Source organism: Intestinimonas massiliensis (ex Afouda et al. 2020) (assembly GCF_001244995.1).
GTDB lineage: Bacteria > Bacillota > Clostridia > Oscillospirales > Oscillospiraceae > Intestinimonas > Intestinimonas massiliensis.
On the sequence record NZ_LN869528.1, the window covers coordinates 46,844 to 63,611 of the forward strand.

General features: G+C 63.7%; 15 protein-coding genes and 1 pseudogene. 10 read left to right on the forward strand and 6 right to left on the reverse strand.

The window, feature by feature from the left end; all coding sequences use genetic code 11:
- Positions 1-83 precede the first annotated feature (83 nt).
- Positions 84-1,088: an electron transfer flavoprotein subunit alpha/FixB family protein gene (locus BN2154_RS00350; protein WP_050616906.1), complete on the reverse strand. Its 1,005-nt coding sequence runs from the start codon at positions 1,086-1,088 to the stop codon at positions 84-86.
- 17 nt (positions 1,089-1,105) lie between these two features.
- Entirely contained in the window at positions 1,106-1,909 is an 804-nt protein-coding gene (locus BN2154_RS00355) for an electron transfer flavoprotein subunit beta/FixA family protein (RefSeq protein WP_050616907.1), read from the reverse strand.
- 376 nt (positions 1,910-2,285) lie between these two features.
- Here BN2154_RS00355 and BN2154_RS00360 point away from each other — a divergent pair, with 376 nt between their 5' ends.
- From BN2154_RS00360 to BN2154_RS00370, 3 genes are all read left to right on the forward strand, one after another.
- Positions 2,286-3,140 (forward strand): transporter substrate-binding domain-containing protein, encoded by an 855-nt coding sequence (locus tag BN2154_RS00360; protein ID WP_050617569.1) that lies wholly within the window; start codon positions 2,286-2,288, stop codon positions 3,138-3,140.
- 84 nt (positions 3,141-3,224) lie between these two features.
- Positions 3,225-3,875 carry an amino acid ABC transporter permease gene (locus BN2154_RS00365; protein ID WP_050616908.1) on the forward strand — a complete coding sequence of 217 codons (651 nt, stop codon included), beginning with the start codon at positions 3,225-3,227 and terminating at the stop codon, positions 3,873-3,875.
- Positions 3,876-3,888: 13 nt separating this feature from the next.
- Positions 3,889-4,680, forward strand: a complete 792-nt coding sequence (locus tag BN2154_RS00370; protein WP_050616909.1) for an amino acid ABC transporter ATP-binding protein — start codon at positions 3,889-3,891, stop codon at positions 4,678-4,680.
- Between the two features lie 51 nt (positions 4,681-4,731).
- Here BN2154_RS00370 and BN2154_RS00375 read toward each other — a convergent pair whose 3' ends face one another.
- From BN2154_RS00375 to BN2154_RS15945, 3 genes are all read right to left on the reverse strand, one after another.
- Positions 4,732-6,390: a ribonuclease J gene (locus BN2154_RS00375; protein WP_050616910.1), complete on the reverse strand. Its 1,659-nt coding sequence runs from the start codon at positions 6,388-6,390 to the stop codon at positions 4,732-4,734.
- 1,143 nt (positions 6,391-7,533) lie between these two features.
- On the reverse strand, positions 7,534-8,988 hold the full coding sequence (locus tag BN2154_RS00380; RefSeq protein WP_050616911.1) for a nucleotidyltransferase family protein: 1,455 nt from the start codon (positions 8,986-8,988) through the stop codon (positions 7,534-7,536).
- Between the two features lie 65 nt (positions 8,989-9,053).
- Positions 9,054-9,245 carry a hypothetical protein gene (locus BN2154_RS15945; RefSeq protein ID WP_050616912.1) on the reverse strand — a complete coding sequence of 64 codons (192 nt, stop codon included), beginning with the start codon at positions 9,243-9,245 and terminating at the stop codon, positions 9,054-9,056.
- Positions 9,246-9,339: 94 nt separating this feature from the next.
- Between BN2154_RS15945 and BN2154_RS16155 the strand changes: the two are divergent.
- From BN2154_RS16155 to BN2154_RS00395, 3 genes and pseudogenes are all read left to right on the forward strand, one after another.
- Positions 9,340-9,510: pseudogene (locus BN2154_RS16155) on the forward strand (helix-turn-helix domain-containing protein); the annotation flags it as partial.
- A 45-nt stretch (positions 9,511-9,555) separates the two neighbouring features.
- A complete protein-coding gene (locus BN2154_RS16160; protein WP_050617570.1) occupies positions 9,556-9,762 on the forward strand; it encodes a DUF1653 domain-containing protein in 207 nt (68 codons plus the stop codon).
- A gap of 4 nt (positions 9,763-9,766) precedes the next feature.
- Positions 9,767-10,099, forward strand: a complete 333-nt coding sequence (locus tag BN2154_RS00395; RefSeq protein WP_050616913.1) for an arsenate reductase family protein — start codon at positions 9,767-9,769, stop codon at positions 10,097-10,099.
- A gap of 40 nt (positions 10,100-10,139) precedes the next feature.
- Here BN2154_RS00395 and BN2154_RS00400 read toward each other — a convergent pair whose 3' ends face one another.
- Complete coding sequence (locus BN2154_RS00400) at positions 10,140-11,123, reverse strand: helix-turn-helix transcriptional regulator (protein WP_050616914.1); 984 nt, start codon at positions 11,121-11,123, stop codon at positions 10,140-10,142.
- Between the two features lie 314 nt (positions 11,124-11,437).
- On the opposite strand from BN2154_RS00400, the gene BN2154_RS00405 reads away from it, so the two are divergent.
- From BN2154_RS00405 to BN2154_RS00420, 4 genes are all read left to right on the forward strand, one after another.
- Complete coding sequence (locus BN2154_RS00405) at positions 11,438-12,526, forward strand: dipeptide epimerase (RefSeq protein ID WP_050616915.1); 1,089 nt, start codon at positions 11,438-11,440, stop codon at positions 12,524-12,526.
- A 123-nt stretch (positions 12,527-12,649) separates the two neighbouring features.
- Complete coding sequence (locus tag BN2154_RS00410; RefSeq protein ID WP_094762283.1) at positions 12,650-14,602, forward strand: peptide ABC transporter substrate-binding protein; 1,953 nt, start codon at positions 12,650-12,652, stop codon at positions 14,600-14,602.
- Between the two features lie 162 nt (positions 14,603-14,764).
- On the forward strand, positions 14,765-15,706 hold the full coding sequence (locus tag BN2154_RS00415; RefSeq protein WP_050616916.1) for an ABC transporter permease: 942 nt from the start codon (positions 14,765-14,767) through the stop codon (positions 15,704-15,706).
- 1 nt (position 15,707) lies between these two features.
- On the forward strand, positions 15,708-16,757 hold the full coding sequence (locus tag BN2154_RS00420) for an ABC transporter permease (RefSeq protein WP_094762284.1): 1,050 nt from the start codon (positions 15,708-15,710) through the stop codon (positions 16,755-16,757).
- Positions 16,758-16,768 lie beyond the last annotated feature (11 nt).

The following is a 16,768-nucleotide window of genomic DNA, read 5'->3' on the forward strand; positions in this document are numbered from 1 at the left end:
CTACCTTTCTTTTTGTGCGTCAGCTTCCCAACTTATGTATCCCATCCCGGCCGCCACGGCCGGGTAAGATACCCAATCCGATCTCAGGCCTTGAGCTTCTTGATCTCGTCGATCATGACCGGCAGAACCTCGAACAGGTTGCCCACCACGCCGTAGTCGGCGATGTCGAAGATGGGCGCGTCGGGGTCCTTGTTGATGGCCACGATGCAGTCAGCGCCGCTCATGCCAGCCACGTGCTGGATGGCGCCGGAAATGCCGCAGGCGATGTACAGCTTGGGGCCCACGGTCTTGCCGGTCTGGCCCACCTGATGGGCATGGGCAATCCAGCCCGCGTCCACCGCCGCGCGGGAAGCGCCGACCACGCCGCCCAGCAGGTCCGCCAGCTCCTTGATGGGAGCGTAGCCCTCGGGCCCGCCCACGCCGCGCCCGCCGGACACGATGATCTCCGCGCCCTCCAGGTCCACGGTCTCACCGCCCTCTTCCTTGATCAGCTCAAGGATCTGGGTGCGGATATCGGCGGCATCCACATGGATGTCTTCCTTGATGATCTCGGCCTTGGCCTCGCCGGCCTCGCCCTTCTTGAACACACCGGGACGCACTGTGCCGATCTGGGGACGGTGATCCGGGCACAGGATGGTGGCCATCAGGTTGCCGCCGAAAGCGGGACGGGTCCACGCCACGTTGCCGCTCTCCGCGTCGACGTCCAGGCCGGTGCAGTCGGCCGTCAGGCCGGTCTTCAGGCGGCAGGACACACGGGGGCCCAGGTCGCGGCCGTTGTTGGTCGCGCCGATCAGCATGCTGGTGGGGCCGTACTTCTCCACCAGGGTGCACAGTGCGATGGCGTAAGCGTCGGTGGTGTAGGTGGCGTACTCAGGGCCATCCACCACGATCACCTTGTCCGCGCCGTGCTCCGAGGCGGCCTGCACAGCGGCGTCCACGCCGCTGCCGATGACCACCGCCACCAGCGCGCCGCCCTGCTTCACAGCCATGTCGTGGCCGGGAGTCAGCAGCTCAATGCCCACGTTCTTCGCGGTACCGTCTTCATTGGTCTCTACAAATACCCAAAGGTCCTTTGTCTTGGCTTCCATTGTTAACTCCCCCTCCCTCAGATGATTCCGGCCTCGCTCAGAAGCTGGCACAGCTTCTTCGCGGAGTCCTCGTTGGTCTCTTCCTTGATCTTCACGCCGCCGCTCTTCTTCTGCGGTACGAAGGTCTTCTTCACCTTGGTGGGGGAACCCTTCAGACCGGCGTGCTCCAGGTCAATGCTGGGCAGATCCGCAGCGGTCAGGGTGGGGATCTCAGCCTTGTTCGCGGCCATCTTGCGCTTGATGGTGGGGTAACGGGGGTCCCACGCCGGCTTCGTGAAGGTCACCACGCAGGGCATCTTCACGCCGATCACGGCCGCTCCGTCGTCCATCTCCTTCTTCACCTTCACCAGATCGCCGTCCACCTCGGCCTCCAGACCGTAGGTGACCTGCGGATAGCCCAGATGCTCGGCAATCTCCGGGCCCACCTGGGCCGTGTCGCCGTCGATGGCCTGCTTGCCGCAGAAAATCGCGTCAAACTTGCCCTCGGTCTCCTCGATCTTCTTAATGGTCTCGGAGATGATGTAGCTGGTCGCCAGCGTGTCGGACCCGCCGAACGCGCGGTCGCTCACCAGGTATGCCTTATCCGCCGCAATGGCCAGTGACTCCTTCAGCACCGCCTTCGCCTGCTCGGGGCCCATGGACAGCACCACGATCTTCGCGGAGGGGTCCTTATCCTTGATCCGGGCAGCCGCTTCCAGCGCGTACCCGTCGAACGGGTTCAGAATGCTGGGCACGCCGTCGCGGATCAGCGTGTTCTTCACCGGATCGATCTTGATTTCCGTCGTATCCGGCACCTGCTTGACGCATACAAGCATGTTCATTTCTGTGTTTCCTCCTATTACGTTTTTTCAGGACTGCGGCGAACCTCAGTCCCGTGGCCCTTCCCCGGCCATACCCCCAGTGGGCATAGCCTGGCCAAACCACTTTTCCCGTCTTACATCATATACCGGAAGCGCCCCCCTTGTCAATCGGAATCGTCACTCCCCCCACAAAAAAGGCCCCGGATTTGGAACGGCTTCCGGCAAACCGCATATCTTCCGGCCGATATTCCTCCGACCCTCCCGCGGCGGAGCCGTCCAAAAAGCAGAATTTTAAAAAATACCTCTTTACACCATTAGTTTATCATGGTAAAATGCTAAAGCACCCGGGTTATACCCGGCAGGATTTTGGATATTGGAGGATACATACGTTATGAACATGAAACGCCTGATCGCGCTTGCCCTGGCGCTGGTCCTGTCTCTGGCCTTGGCCGCCTGCGGCAGCGGCGCTGCACCCTCTCCCTCCGCCTCCGCCCCCGCGGAGAGCGCTCCGGCCGAGTCCGCCTCTGCCGAGAGCGATCTGGACTACGTCAAGGGCAAGGGAGCTCTCGTCATCGGCTACACCGTCTACGCCCCCATGAACTACACCGACGACAACGGTGAGTTCACCGGCTTCGACACCGAACTGGCCAAGGCCGTCTGCGAAAAGCTGGGCGTGGAGCCCCAGTTCCAGGAGATCGTCTGGGAAACCAAGGAGATCGAGCTGGCCGGCAAGACCATCGACTGCATCTGGAACGGCATGACCCTGGACCCTGAGCGCGAGGCCAACATGGCCTGCACCGTCCCCTATGTGAAGAACGCCCAGGTGGTGGTGATGAAGGCCGACGCCGACTATGCCGACACCTCCTCCCTCATCGGCAAGTCCGTCTGCGCCGAGGTGGGCTCCGCCGGCGAGACGCAGATCCTGGGCAATGAGGAGACCAAGCCCGACGCCAACCTGGCTCAGGCCGACTACGTGGGCAAGAGCGTCCAGACCGACTGCCTCATGGAGGTGGCCGCCGGCACCTGCGACGCCGCCGTTCTGGATATGACCCTGGCAAACGCCATGATCGGCGAGGGCACCGACTATGCCGGCCTGAAGATCGTGGATGAGCTGGCCGTGGAGAACTACGGGGTGGCCTTCCGGCAGGGGTCCGACGTACGGGACGCCGTCAATGAGATCTTTGCCGAGCTGGTGGCCGACGGCTCCTTGGGCGCCCTGGCCGACAAATACGGCCTGGAGCTGGCCGATTAAGCGGATTTTCCCGTCCATGGAATCTGATCGTCTGGGACAGGGGCCAAGCCCCTGTCCCAGATGGTGTCTTTTGAGGTGTACTGTATGAGCGTCATCTTGGGCCGTCTGTTCGAGGGCTTCTGGATCAACTGCCAGCTTTTCGGCCTGACCCTGCTGTTTGCCCTGCCCCTGGGGCTGCTGATCTCCTTTGGTTCCATGAGCCGGTTCCAGCCGTTGGCCTGGCTCATCAAGACCTTCGTCTGGATCATTCGGGGCACTCCCCTGATGCTCCAGCTCATCATCATCTTTATGGGCCCCGGGCTTCTGGGCTGGGGCAACCCGTGGCCCGCCGGCAACTCGGGGCGGCTCACCGCCGCTGTGGTGGCTTTCGTCATCAACTACGCCTGCTATTTCTCTGAGATCTACCGGGGCGGTATCGAGGCCGTCCCCAAGGGTCAGACGGAGGCGGGCCAGGTGCTGGGCATGACCAAACGGCAGATCTTCTTCAAGGTCACCCTGCTCCAGGTGGTCAAGCGCATCCTTCCGCCCATGGGCAACGAAATCATCACCCTGGTGAAGGACACCTCCCTGGCCCGGATCATCTCCAACAAGGAGATCATCATGATGGCCGGCGAATACTCCTCCAAGGGTCTGATCTGGCCTCTGTTTACCACGGGGCTGTTCTTCCTGGTGTTCGTGGGCGTGCTGACGCTGCTGTTCGGTTACCTCGAGCGGCGGCTGGACTATTTCCGGTAAGGGGGCGGCAGATATGGCGATCCTTGAGGTCCAACACATTGAAAAGAGCTTTGGCGCCACCCAGGTGCTTCAGGATATCTCCTTTGGTCTGGAGCGGGGCCAGGCTCTGGCCATCATCGGCTCCTCCGGCTCCGGCAAGACCACGCTGCTGCGCTGCCTCAACTTCCTGGAGACCCCCGACCGGGGCAGCATCACCGTGGACGGCCATCGCCTCTTTGACGCCGCCGACCCCGCCACCCAGCGGGAGAGCGAAATCCGCAAAAAGAGGCTCCACTTTGGGCTGGTGTTCCAGTCCTTCAATCTCTTCCCTCAGTATACCGCCCTACAGAACGTTACCCTGGCCAAGGAGCTACTGGCTCAGGAGGCCCCGGGTTACAAGGCCGGCCGCAAGCGCATCCACGCCGGGATCGAGGCCGAGGGCCGGGAGCTGCTGGAGCAGATGGGGCTCAGCGACCGGGCCGACCACTATCCCCACCAGCTCTCCGGCGGCCAGCAGCAGCGGGTGGCCATCGCCCGGGCCCTGGCTCTGCACCCGGACATTCTCTGCTTTGACGAGCCCACCTCGGCCCTGGACCCGGAGCTCACCGGCGAGGTGCTGAAGGTCATCCGGAGCCTGGCCGAGCGGAACACCACCATGGTCATCGTCACCCACGAGATGGCCTTCGCCCGGGATGTGGCCGATCGGGTCATCTTCATGGATGGCGGCGTCATTGTGGAGGAGGGCCCCGCCCGGGAGATCATCGAGCACCCCCGGCAGGAGCGCACCCGGCAGTTTCTGGCCCGGTACGCAGACAACGAAGCATAACAAAAACGCGCCCGCCGGGAGTTTTCCCGGCGGGTGCGTCTGCTTTTCCGCTCAGACCTCCATGATGACAGGCAGGATCATGGGGTTGCGCTTGGTCTTTTTGTAGAGGAAGCCGGACAGGTCGTTCTTGATCTCCCCCTTGATGGTGGCCCAGTCGGTGGTGTTGCTCCGGTGGCAGCGCTCCAGCGCCTCCACGGCCACCCGGCGCAGCTCCTCCATCAGCTCCTCGGACTCCTTGACGTAGACGAAGCCGCGGGTGATGATGTCGGGGCCGGACACCACGCTGCCGTCCTCGCCGGACATGGAGGTGACCACCACGATCATGCCGTCCTCGGCCAGGTGCTTCCGGTCCCGCAGGACCACGCTGCCCACGTCGCCCACGCCGTAGCCATCCACGAAGACCCGGCCGGCGGGCACGGTGCCGTTGATCTTGGCGGAGTTGGGCGTGAACTCCATCACCTTGCCGATGTCGCTGATGAGGATGTGGTTGGGGTGCATCCCCATCTCCTGGGCCAGCTTGGCGTGGATCTTCAGGTGCCGCTGCTCCCCGTGGAGGGGGATAAAGAATTTGGGCTTCACCAGGGCGTGGATGATTTTCAGCTCGTCCTGGCAGGCGTGGCCGGACACATGGAGCTGGCCCGTCCGCTCGTTGACCACCTCGGCCCCCTTGCGGTAGAGCTCGTTGATGACGTTGCCGATGGCGTTCTCGTTGCCCGGAATGGCGGAGGCCGAGATGATGATCCGGTCCCCGGCCTGGATGTCCACCTGGCGGTGGGTGGAGAAGGCCATGCGGGTCAGGGCGGACATGGTCTCGCCCTGGCTGCCGGTGGTGACGATGCAGATCTTGTCCTTGGGCAGGCTCTTGATGTGGTTGACGTCCACCAGAGTCCCCTCAGGCACGTTCATGTAGCCCAGCTCAGTGGAGACCTTCATGGCGTTTTCCATGCTGCGGCCGGTGACGGCCACCTTGCGCCCGTACTTGGCGGCCACCGAGATAATCTGCTGGATGCGGTCCACGTTGGAGGCAAAGGTGGTGACGATGATGCGCTGGTCGCAGCCCCGGAACAGGGCGTCGAAGGAGGCGCCCACGCACCGCTCCGACTTGGTGTAGCCGGGGCGCTCCACGTTGGTGGAATCGCACAGCAGGGCCAGCACGCCCGCCTTGCCCAGCTCGCCCAGCCGGGCCAGATCAATCATGCCGCCCTGGATGGGGGTGGAGTCGATCTTGAAGTCGCCGGTGTGGACGCACAGGCCCACCGGCGTCTTGATGGCGAAGGCCACCGCGTCGGCAATGGAGTGGTTGACGTGGATGAACTCCACGCTGAACCGCCCGGCCTTGACCACCTCGCCCGCCTCGCAGGTGATGAGCTTGGTCTTGTCCAGCAGGCGGTGCTCCTCCAGCTTGAGCTTCACCAGCCCCGCCGTCATGCGGGTGGCGTAGATGGGGGCGTTGATGCTGCGCAGCAGATAGGGGATGGAGCCGATGTGATCCTCGTGACCGTGAGTCAGGAAGATGCCCCGGATCTTCTCCTTGTTCTTGATCAGATAGGTGAAGTCAGGGATGACCACGTCGATGCCGTACATGTCGTCGTCGGGGAAGCCCATGCCCACGTCCACCACGATCATGTCGCCGCCATACTCATAGACGGTCATGTTCTTGCCGATCTCGTTGAGTCCGCCCAGGGATATGATTTTCAATTTTTCTGCCATAAAAGTAATGTAACACTCCTTGTCTGAATTTACCATAAACGGTATGTACGGGCACAGAGGAGCGCTTTTGAGCGCATCAACACAAGGGCGGCGGCCACCCGCTCTTTCCGGCCCTGCCTCGCCGGAAAAAGGGGCGGCCCCAGCCGCCTGCGCGCCCGTGATTTTCTCTGTGTCCCTGCCTTATCAAAGTGCGGTAACGCACATAAAGCCATTCCAAGTCACTCTAGTATACCACAAGGGACTGGAAAAGTATACAAAAATTTTATAGCGGTCTCTCGGCCTCCGCTCCCTGCCGGTCCAGCTCCTGGGCCCGCTTCACATAAAAATCGCACAGTTCCGCCGCCGTCTCCATGTCCGCCGCCTCGGCCACTACCCGCAGGGCGGAGCGTCGGCTCAGGGGCGCCATCCAGATCCAGGCCTCGCCGGAGCGGATGCGCACCCCCTCGCCCCGGGCGTCGCCACCCGTCTCGGCCAGGCTCTGCATGACCTCCCCCCGCCCCCGCCGGAGGGGCACCTCCCGCTGGAGGCGCACGAACCGCGGGACCCGGCCGACCAGAGTGCGCAGCCGCTCTCCCGTCTGTCCCAGTCGGGCACAGATGCGGCAGGCGGCGAACACCCCGTCCCGGAGCCAGGGCAGCGCCGCATAGAGCTCCTCCGCCTCCGGCCCGTCCCGGTCCAGCCGGAGCACGGCCTCCGGCCGTCCCTCAGCCAGCGCCTCCACGGCGGCGGGGGCCCCGGCGGGGACGGCTACCCGGCCGCCGCCCCGGTCCAGCTCGATGCGGCTCACCAGCGTGAGCAGCGCCCCCGAATCCACCGTCCGGCCCTCCTCGTCCCAGGCCGTCAGACGCAGGCCGCCGTACTCCGCGGCAAAGCCGGGCACGCCCGGGGCCCGTTTGCGCAGCACCACGCATCCCAGCTCCTCCAGGGAGGAGGCCAGGACGCGGTCGGCGGGGGTCTCGCCCGGCACCGACACCGCCACCGGCGTGATGGGCTGCCGGTCCAGGCGGCTGACCTTGGCCGCCTCGGCGGCGTAGGCCGCCGACACGCCGGAGACGTTCCGCCAGGGCCCTACCCGTCCGGCGGGCACCCGGCGGACCTCTCCCCGGAGGACGGCCCCCTCCAGCTTGCGCTCCCGGCTGCGGCTCAGGGGCAGGCCCCGCCGGTCGAAGAAATGGAGAAAGGTCCGCTCCCCCGCCTGCTCCACAAAGAGAGAGACCGGCAGGGCATAGCGTCCGGCCAGCCAGGCCCCGGCGGAGGGACAGCCCCCGTCGTGGACCAGCACCTCGGCCCCCGCCGCCGCCGCGCCGCACCCGGCGGAGCGGGCCAGCAGTCCCCGCCGGCCCAGCCCAGGCCCACCTTGCCCTCGGCGCCTAGGGCGGAGCCCAGGGCCATCAGGGCCTCCGGGGAGAGCTCCTCTCCCAGCTCACCCCGGACCACACCGCCGTCCCCAAAGAACAGCCCGCCGCGGCTTCCCCCGTGGATGAGCGAGGCGGTGAGCCGGGCCCCGGCGGCACTCTCCCGGCCGGGCCACACCTTGACCCGCTCCAGCAGGACGGAGCCCTCGCCGGCGGCGCTCTCCGCCCCCAGGACGGCCCCCTCATTGAGGACGGCCCCGTTTTTGGCGGTGGACGAGCGGCACAGGATGGCGCCGTAGAGGGTGCAGCGGTCTCCCACCGCCGCGCCGGCCATGAGTATGCTGCGCTGCACCAGAGACCGGCGGCCCACCCGGGCCCCCTCCTCCAGTATGGTGTGGGGCCCGATGAGGCTCCCCTCGCCCAGCTCAGCCCCCGGCCCGATCCAGCACGGGGGCACCACCGACACCCCCGCCGGAATGGGCTGGGCCGCCCAGACGCCGGGCGCGCTCTGGGGCAGGGCGAGGTCCAGCTTCACCCGGCCGGACAGGGCGTCGGCGGCGCAGTCCAGATAGGCCGCGCAGTCCCCCATATCGCACCAGTAGCCGTCGGCCACGTGGCCGTACAAAGGTGCGCCTCGGGAGAGCAGCAGGGGGAACAGGTCCTTGCCGAAATCGTAGGGCTGGTCCCCGGGCACCAGGTCCATGGCCCGGCGGGTCAGCAGGTAGATACCGGTGTTTACCGTGTCGGTGAACACCTGGCCCCAGCCCGGCTTTTCGATGAACCGCTGGATGCGCCCGTCGTCCCGGGTGAGCACCAGGCCGTACTCCAGGGGGGCGGAGTGGCGGTGGAGGATCAGGGTGGCCGCCGCCCGGCTGGTGCGGTGGAACCCCAGGGCGGCGGACAGGTCCAGGTCGCACACCGCGTCGCCGCTGATGACCAGGAAGTCCTCACCGCCCAGGTGAGCCATACAGTTTTTCACGCTGCCCGCGGTGCCCAGGGGCTCCTTCTCCACAAAATAGGTCAGCTTTACCCCCAGTTCGGCGCCGTCCCCGAACCACTCGGTGACCACCTGGGGCATATACTGCAGGGTGACGCAGATATCGGTAAAGCCGTGGCGCTTGAGCAGGCCGATGATGTGCTCCATCACCGGCTTGCCGAAGAGAGGGATCATGGGCTTGGGCCGGTCCAGGGTGAGGGGTCGCAGCCGGGTGCCCTCCCCTCCCGCCATGATGACTGCTTTCACAGGAAAACCATCCTTTCCGGCCTTATAAAAGGCGATTTTCCCTAGTATGGCCGAAACCGGAAAAATTATTGTCCGGCGGTCTCCGCCGCCGTCCAGTAGGGACAAGTCTGGTCTTTGACCCGCTGCTTGATCCGGGGATACCGGCAATGCCCGCAGGCGACGGGATGAAAGGCCGTACCCCATTTCCGGTAGTGCTGGCAGAAATATTTGCAGGCCCCGCAGACCCGCTCGTCCGTTTTTATGAGCTTCTTTACCATATCGAAAGCCCCCTTTTCTAATTATATTAGTCTCCACACGACTAATTGCCAATAGTCACACAGCGACTGTTGTATAATTGCAAAGGGTGATTTTATGTACTTTTCCCGCATTCGGGATCTCCGTGAGGACAATGAATTGAGCCAAGAAAAGGCGGCCTCCGTTTTAGGTGTCACGCAAACCACCTATTCCAAGTATGAGCTTGGAAAAATTACCGTTCCAACGGAATCGTTGATCAAACTTGCCGACTTTTACAAAGTCAGCCTGGACTATCTGGTGGGCCGCGACGTCAGGCCCGCCCGGACGGGTCCCATCAAGCCCGGCCGCTACCGCCACTTCAAGGGCGGCGAATACCGGGTGCTCGGCACCGCCGCCCACTCGGAAACACTGGAGCCCATGGTGGTCTATCAGGCCCTTTACGGAGAGCGGGGGATGTGGGTGCGGCCCGCCGCCATGTGGAACGAGCGGGTGGAGCGGGACGGCTATGCCGGCCCCCGCTTCACCTATGTGGGGGAGTGAGCCGATGAACATCCAGATTTTTGGAAAATCCAAGTGCTTCGACACCAAAAAGGCGGAGCGGTATTTCAAGGAGCGGCGGGTCAAATTTCAGTCCGTCGATCTCATCAAGTACGGCATCCGCCCCGGCGAGCTGAAGAGCGTTAAAAACGCCGTAGGGCTGGAGGCGCTGATCGACGCCAGGCACCCAGACGCCGCTCTGGTGACCTGCCTGGCCTATGACGACGACAAGCTGGAAAAGCTGCTGGAAGACCCCAGGCTGCTGAAAACGCCCCTCGTGCGCAACGGCCGGCAGGCCACGGTGGGCTACTGCCCCGACGTGTGGAAAACCTGGGAATAACGGAAAAGCGGCCCGGCGGGAGAACCCGCCGGGCCGCTTTTCAGGTTTCATACCGCCGCCGGGCCTCCTCCAGCCGCCGCCGGAAGTCCTCCACCGCCCAGTCCGGGCTCAGGAGGGTCACGCCGGGCCCCAGGCCGAAAAGCCAGCCGAAAAACTGGGGGGAGACCACCGCGTCCACGGTGACGGTGAAATGGCTCTCCCCGTCGGGCACCAGCATCACGTCCTGTCCGAAGCGGTCCAGCACCACCCCCACCATCGGATTCTCACAGCGCAGACGCAGCTTGCCCTCCCGGCCGGAGAACATACCGAAGTGCTTGGCGGCATAGGCCGCCACGTCGAAGCCCTCCGGGCCGCCCTCCGCTGGGACACAGGTGACCGCCAGCTCGGCCATCTTGTCCACCCGGTAGTGCCGCACCTCCCCCATGGCGCCGTCCCAGCCCACCAGATAATAGTTCTCGCTGTTCCAGATGAGGCCGTAGGGCGACACGCTGTACCGCCGCCCCTCCCGGCGAAAGACCTTTTCCTTGCGCACGTTGTACTCAAAGTACCGGAAGGTCACCGTCTTTCCGGCGGACAGCGCGGCGTGGAGCTTGTCAATGGAGTAGTAGACGCTCTCGTTCATGGTCTTGACCCGCCGTTCGACGTAGACCTGCCGCTGGAGCTGCCGGGCCTGATGGACGCTGGTCAGGCCCTCCAGCTTGCGGATCAGGCTGTCGCTTTTGCGCCGGGTGATGAACTTGCACGACTGCACCGCATCCACCAGCAGCTTCAGCTCCGGCAGCTCGAAGGGCCGCTCCCCCACAAACCAGCCCGGCGTCTTGCCCTTTCGGCTCTGGATATCCAGGCCGAAGGCCCGCAGGGCCTCCAGGTCGTCGTAGATGCTCTTCCGCTCCGCTGTCACGTCCCAGGCCGCCAGCGTGTCGATGAGCTCCTTCACCGTCATGGGGTGTTCCTCGTCGGTACGCTCCAGCAGGGTCTTTTGCAAAATCAGAGTTTTCAGCTTTTGATTTGGGCTTCGCGCCATGGGCTCATCCCCTTTCCTGATGCCAGTTTAGCGGCCGTCGTGTCCGTTAAACCGGACTTTCTTACAGCATAGCATATCCCGCCGGTTTCGCCAAGTTCTTGAAAAAAAATTTCAATGCAGTTTCACTGCGGAGAAGTTGCATTTCAAGGCGTCGAGGGGTCACAGCCCCATCGGCTTTTTTGGTTTCTCTGCGGCTGTACCCTTTACAAATGTGCCATTCCATGATACAATTTATCACATTAAATTCCGAATCCGGCCTCGGCCGGAATGTGAAACTTTTCAAAATACAAATTTCATTTCAGGGGGTGTTGGGCATGGTCATTCGGGATATACAGGCGGGCAGGATTTCTCTCCCTCTGCGAGCCCCCTTCAAGACAGCCCTGCGCACGGTAGACGCGGTGGACGATGTGGTGGTCCGGGTGGTGGCCGACGACGGGCAGGTGGGCTACGGCGAGGCGCCTCCCACCGCCGTCATCACCGGCGACACGCTGGGCTCCATCGCCTGTGCGGTCAAGGACTTCATCCGTCCCGCCCTGGTGGGCATGGACGTGGAGGACCTAGATGCGGTCATGGCGAAGCTCCAGGGCTGCATGGTCAAGAACACCTCGGCCAAGGCCGCCGTGGACATGGCGGTGCTGGACCTGTGGGGCAAGCGCTGGGGCGCCCCCCTCTATCAGTTGCTGGGCGGCGCCCGCCGCTCCTTCCAGACCGACATCACCATCTCGGTCAACTCCATCGACCAGATGGTGTCCGACAGTCTGGACGCCGTCCGCCGGGGCTACCGCACCCTGAAGATCAAGGTAGGCAAGGAGGGCGTGCAGGATGTGGCGCGCATTGCCGCCATCCGCAAGGCCGTGGGCCCCGAGGTGCTGCTCCGGGTGGACGCCAACCAGGGCTGGGACGCCCGCCAGTCGGTGGCCATCATCTCCGCCATGGAGGACCAGGGGCTGGACATCGAGCTGGTGGAGCAGCCGGTGAAGGCCCACGATCTGGAGGGGATGCGTTATATCACCCAGCGGGTGCAGACCCCCATTCTGGCCGACGAGTCGGTCTTTTCGCCCGCCGACGCCATCCACATCATCCAGTCCGGCGCGGCCGACCTCATCAACATCAAGCTGATGAAAACCGGCGGCATCTGGCCCGCTCTGAAGATCTGCGACATCGCAGAGCTCTACGGCGTGGAGTGCATGATCGGCTGTATGCTGGAATCCCGTCTGTCGGTGGCCGCCGCCGCCCATCTGGCCGCCGCCCGCGGCATCATCACCCGGGCCGACCTGGACGGCCCCTCCCTCTGCGCCGCCGATCCCTTTACCGGCGGCCCCAACTTCGACGAGGCCACCATCACCATGTCGGACGACCCCGGCATCGGCGTCTCCTCCATCCCCTGCTCCTCCTGGAGCTGATCCGGCTCCCCCACCCCCCATCCAAAAGCGGCCCGCCGCTTTTGCAGGCGGCGAGCGCCGCCTCAACACTTGTGTGCAATGGGGCACAAACCCGTTTATATCAAAAGGAAAGAAGGAGATTCCATGAAGAGAACCAAACAGCTCATCGCGCTCTTGCTCGCCACGGTTCTGGTGCTGGGCCTGGCCGCCTGCGGCGGCGGCAGCGCCGGCAGCCCCAGCCCCTCCGCCTCCGGTACGGGCGGCGAAGCCGCCCCCGTGGTCTACCGGGAACTCTATGTCCTGGAAGCCACCACGCTCAACTATCTGGTGACCTCCCAGGCCACCGAGTTCGAGCTCTCCGCCAACTTCATCGACACCCTGGTCCAGTATGACCAGTACGGCGTGGCACAGCACGGTCTGGCCACCGACTGGTCCGTCAGCGACGACGGCCTCACCTGGACCTTTACCCTCCGCGACGGCGTGAAGTGGTACAGGAGCGACGGCACCGAGTACGCCGACCTGAAGGCCCAGGATTTCGTGGATTCCATGCACTATATCTGCGATCCCGCCCACGACTCCAAGACCTTCGACATCGTCTCCAGCGCGGTGAAGAACGCCCAGAAGTTCTACTCCGGCGAGATCACCGACCCCAACGAGATCGGCGTGCGGGCCGTGGACGAGAAGACTCTGGAGTACACTCTGGAGGCGCCCACCCCCTACTTCCTGTCCATGCTGAGCTATGTGTGCTTCATGCCCGTCAACGGCGACTTCCTGGCTGAGGTGGGTGACCGCTTCGGCACCAGCGCCGACACCATCCTCTACAACGGCGCCTATATCTGTCAGGAGTTCAACCCCCAGGAAAACCAGGTCTGGGTCAAAAACGCCAACTACTGGAACGCCGACAACGTGAACATCGACCGCATCGAGCGCACCTATAACGCCGAGGCTCTGAAGCTGGCCCCCGATATGTATAAGCAGGGCTCGGTGGACCAGGCCAAGATCCCCTCCGAGCTGTTGCAGGCCTGGCTGGACGACGCCTCCACCGCCGACCTGGTGCGGCCCACCCGCGCCTCCTACTTCACCTACTGGTGGCTGTTCAACTTTGACCCCCAGTTTGACGCGGCTTACGAGCCCGACAACTGGAAGCTCGCCGTCAACAACGAGGCCTTCCGCCTGTCCATTGCCCGCGGCATCAACCGGGCCAAGGCTGAGTTCCCCTACGAGCCCAACAACCCCAACGCCAACCTCATCAACACCATCACCCCCGAGGGCTTCTGTGACTACAGCGGCACCGATTACACCCAGATGGGCGACCTGGCCGCCGTGTCCAACACCAATCCCTTTAACGCAGAGGAGGCCTTGCAGTATAAGGAGCAGGCCATCCAGGAGCTGACCGCCGCCGGCGCCACCTTCCCCATCAAGGTCCTCATGCCCTATAACCCCGGCACCACCTACTGGGGCGAGAGCTGCCAGATCCTGGAGCAGCAGCTAGAGGGCCTGCTGGGCACCGACTACATCGATATCATCGTCGAGGCCGGCCCCTCCACCAACTTCCTGTCCGAGGTCCGCAAGACCGGCAAGTACGCTTTGATGCTGTGCAACTGGGGGCCCGACTACGCCGACCCCGAGACCTACTCTGACCCCTGGAGCCTGGGCTACACCTACTCCTGGCCTGAAAAGACCACCCAGGCCGACCTCCTTACCGGCTACACCTACACTGCCGAGGACATGTCCAAGGGCGTCTTCGACGAGGATAAGTTCATCGGCACCCCTGAGACCGTCTACATCAAGATGGTACAGGAGGGCAAGGACGAGAAGCTGGACATCGAGAAGCGCTATACCTCCTTCGCCAACGCCGAGGCCTTCCTCATCAACCACGCCATCGTGATCCCCTTCCACCGCCAGGCCAGCGACGGCTATGTGGTCTCCAAGCTGTCCGTCTTCGACCGGCCCTTCGCCCCCTTCGGCGTGGCCAACTATCGCTATGAGGGCGCCCATCTGCTGGATACTCCCATTAGTATGGACGAATACTATGCCCAGATGGCCGAGTGGGAGACCGCCCGCGAGGCCGCTCTGGCCGCCTCCGCCTCCAAGTAAGACCCCCTTCCCGGAAGCCCGATCCAGGGAAGGCCCCGCAAGCCGGGGCCTTCCCTGCCCTGTATCTTGTACGCTGAAACGAGGGCGCGCCCGACGCGCCTCCCTTTCAACGCACAAAACGGCAGAGCCGGACCCCATCCTCCTCTGAAAGGAGCCTGTTTCATGTTTAAGTACATCCTCAAGCGCCTGGCCTTCGCCGTGGCGGCCCTGTTTATCATTACGGCCGTCATCTTCTCCCTGCTGCGCCTCATGCCGGTGGAGGGCTACTTCCCCAACTTCGACAAGATGTCCCCCGAGATGATCCAGAACGGCCTGGAAAACCTGGGCCTTAACGACCCGCTGCCCGAGCAGCTCTTCCGCTTCTACCGGGACCTCTTCCACGGGGACCTGGGCACCTCCTGGATCTACCAGCCCAAGGTGCCCATCACCGAGATCCTGGCCCGGAAGATCCCGGTCTCCCTCACCCTGGGCTGCATCGCCATGGCGCTGGCCCTGGTGGTGGGCATCCCCCTGGGCGTGGCCATGAGCCGGTATAAGGGCCGCCTGCCGGACAAGCTGGGTACCGGCTTCATCGTGCTTCTGAACGCCGTACCGGTGGTGGTATACTATCTGGTCATCCAGCTCTACGGCTCCCGGGCCTTCAACCTGCCCATGCTCTATTCCAAAAACGACGTACGTACTTGGATCCTGCCCATCCTCTGCCTGTCCCTGGCCAACATCGCGGAGTACGCCATGTGGATGCGCCGGTATATGGTGGATCAGCTCAACTCCGACTATGTGAAGCTGGCCCTGGCCAAGGGCGTCTCCCGCCGGAACATCATGTACCATCACGTGCTGCGCAACGCCTTTGTGCCCATCATCCAGCTCCTGCCCACCTCCTTCCTCAACACCATCATCGGCTCCATCTATGTGGAGTCGCTGTTCTCGGTGCCCGGCATGGGCGGGCTGCTGGTGGATGTCATCAAGCGTCAGGACAACACCATGGTCCAGGCCCTGGTCCTCATCTTTGCCACGGTGGGCATTTTGGGGCTGCTGCTGGGCGATCTGTTCATGACGCTGGCGGACCCGCGTATCCGGCTGGATCAGAAGGGAGGGGCTCGGTAATATGCCCAGGATCGGGAAAAAGACCATCGAGCGGCTGGAGACCTCTCTGGAGGACGAGCTCCACCGCCGCGCCGACGCCGGCGCCCTCACCGCCGAGGACCTGCAGGGCCTGGACGCCGGGCTCTTTGCCCCCGCCGTCTACGACGAGTCCGCCGCCGAGCGGGGCGGCTACTCCAACTATTCCTATTGGGGTTCCACCCTGCGCATCTTCTGGCGCAACCGGGTGGCCCGTTGTCTGGTCATCCTGCTCATCGCCCTGCTGGCCTTCACCTTTATCCAGCCCTATCTGCCCAACCAGAAGGACCCCAACGTCATCTACTACGACGAAACCACCGGGATGCCCCTGGCCAACAAGCAGCCCGGCCAGGCGGAGGGCTTTATTCTGGGGACCAACAAGGTAGGACAGGACCTGTGGTCCCGAATCTGGTTCGGTACCCGCACCAGTCTGTTCATCGGCTTTGTGGTGGCTCTGGTCAACGCCGTCATCGGCGTCACCCTGGGGGTGCTGTGGGGCTACGTCCGGCGGCTGGACCAGCTACTGACCTCCCTTTACAATATCATCGACAACGTACCCAGGACCATCATCCTCATCCTCATCTCCTATATCCTGCGCCCATCCATGACCACCATCATCCTCTCCATGTGCTTCGTGGGCTGGCTGAAGATGGCCCGCTACACCCGTAACCAGGTGGTCATCATCCGGGACCGGGATTACAATCTGGCCTCCCGCTGCCTGGGCACCGGCACCGGGCGTATCATCTTCCGGAACCTACTGCCCTATCTGGTGTCCATCATCATGCTCCAGACCGCCCTAGCCGTCCCCACCGCCATCACCGACGAGGTGTTCCTCACCTACATCGGCCTGGGTCTCCCCCTGGACACCCCCTCTCTGGGCACCCTCATCATCGCGGGCAAGGCCCTGATGACCACCCCCTCCCTCAGCTATCAGCTCATCATCCCCTGCGTGGCCCTCTCGGTGGTCACCGTCTGCTTCTATGTCATCGGCAACGCCTTTGCGGACGCCGCCGATCCCAAAAATCACGTCAGCTAAGGAGGTCAGGA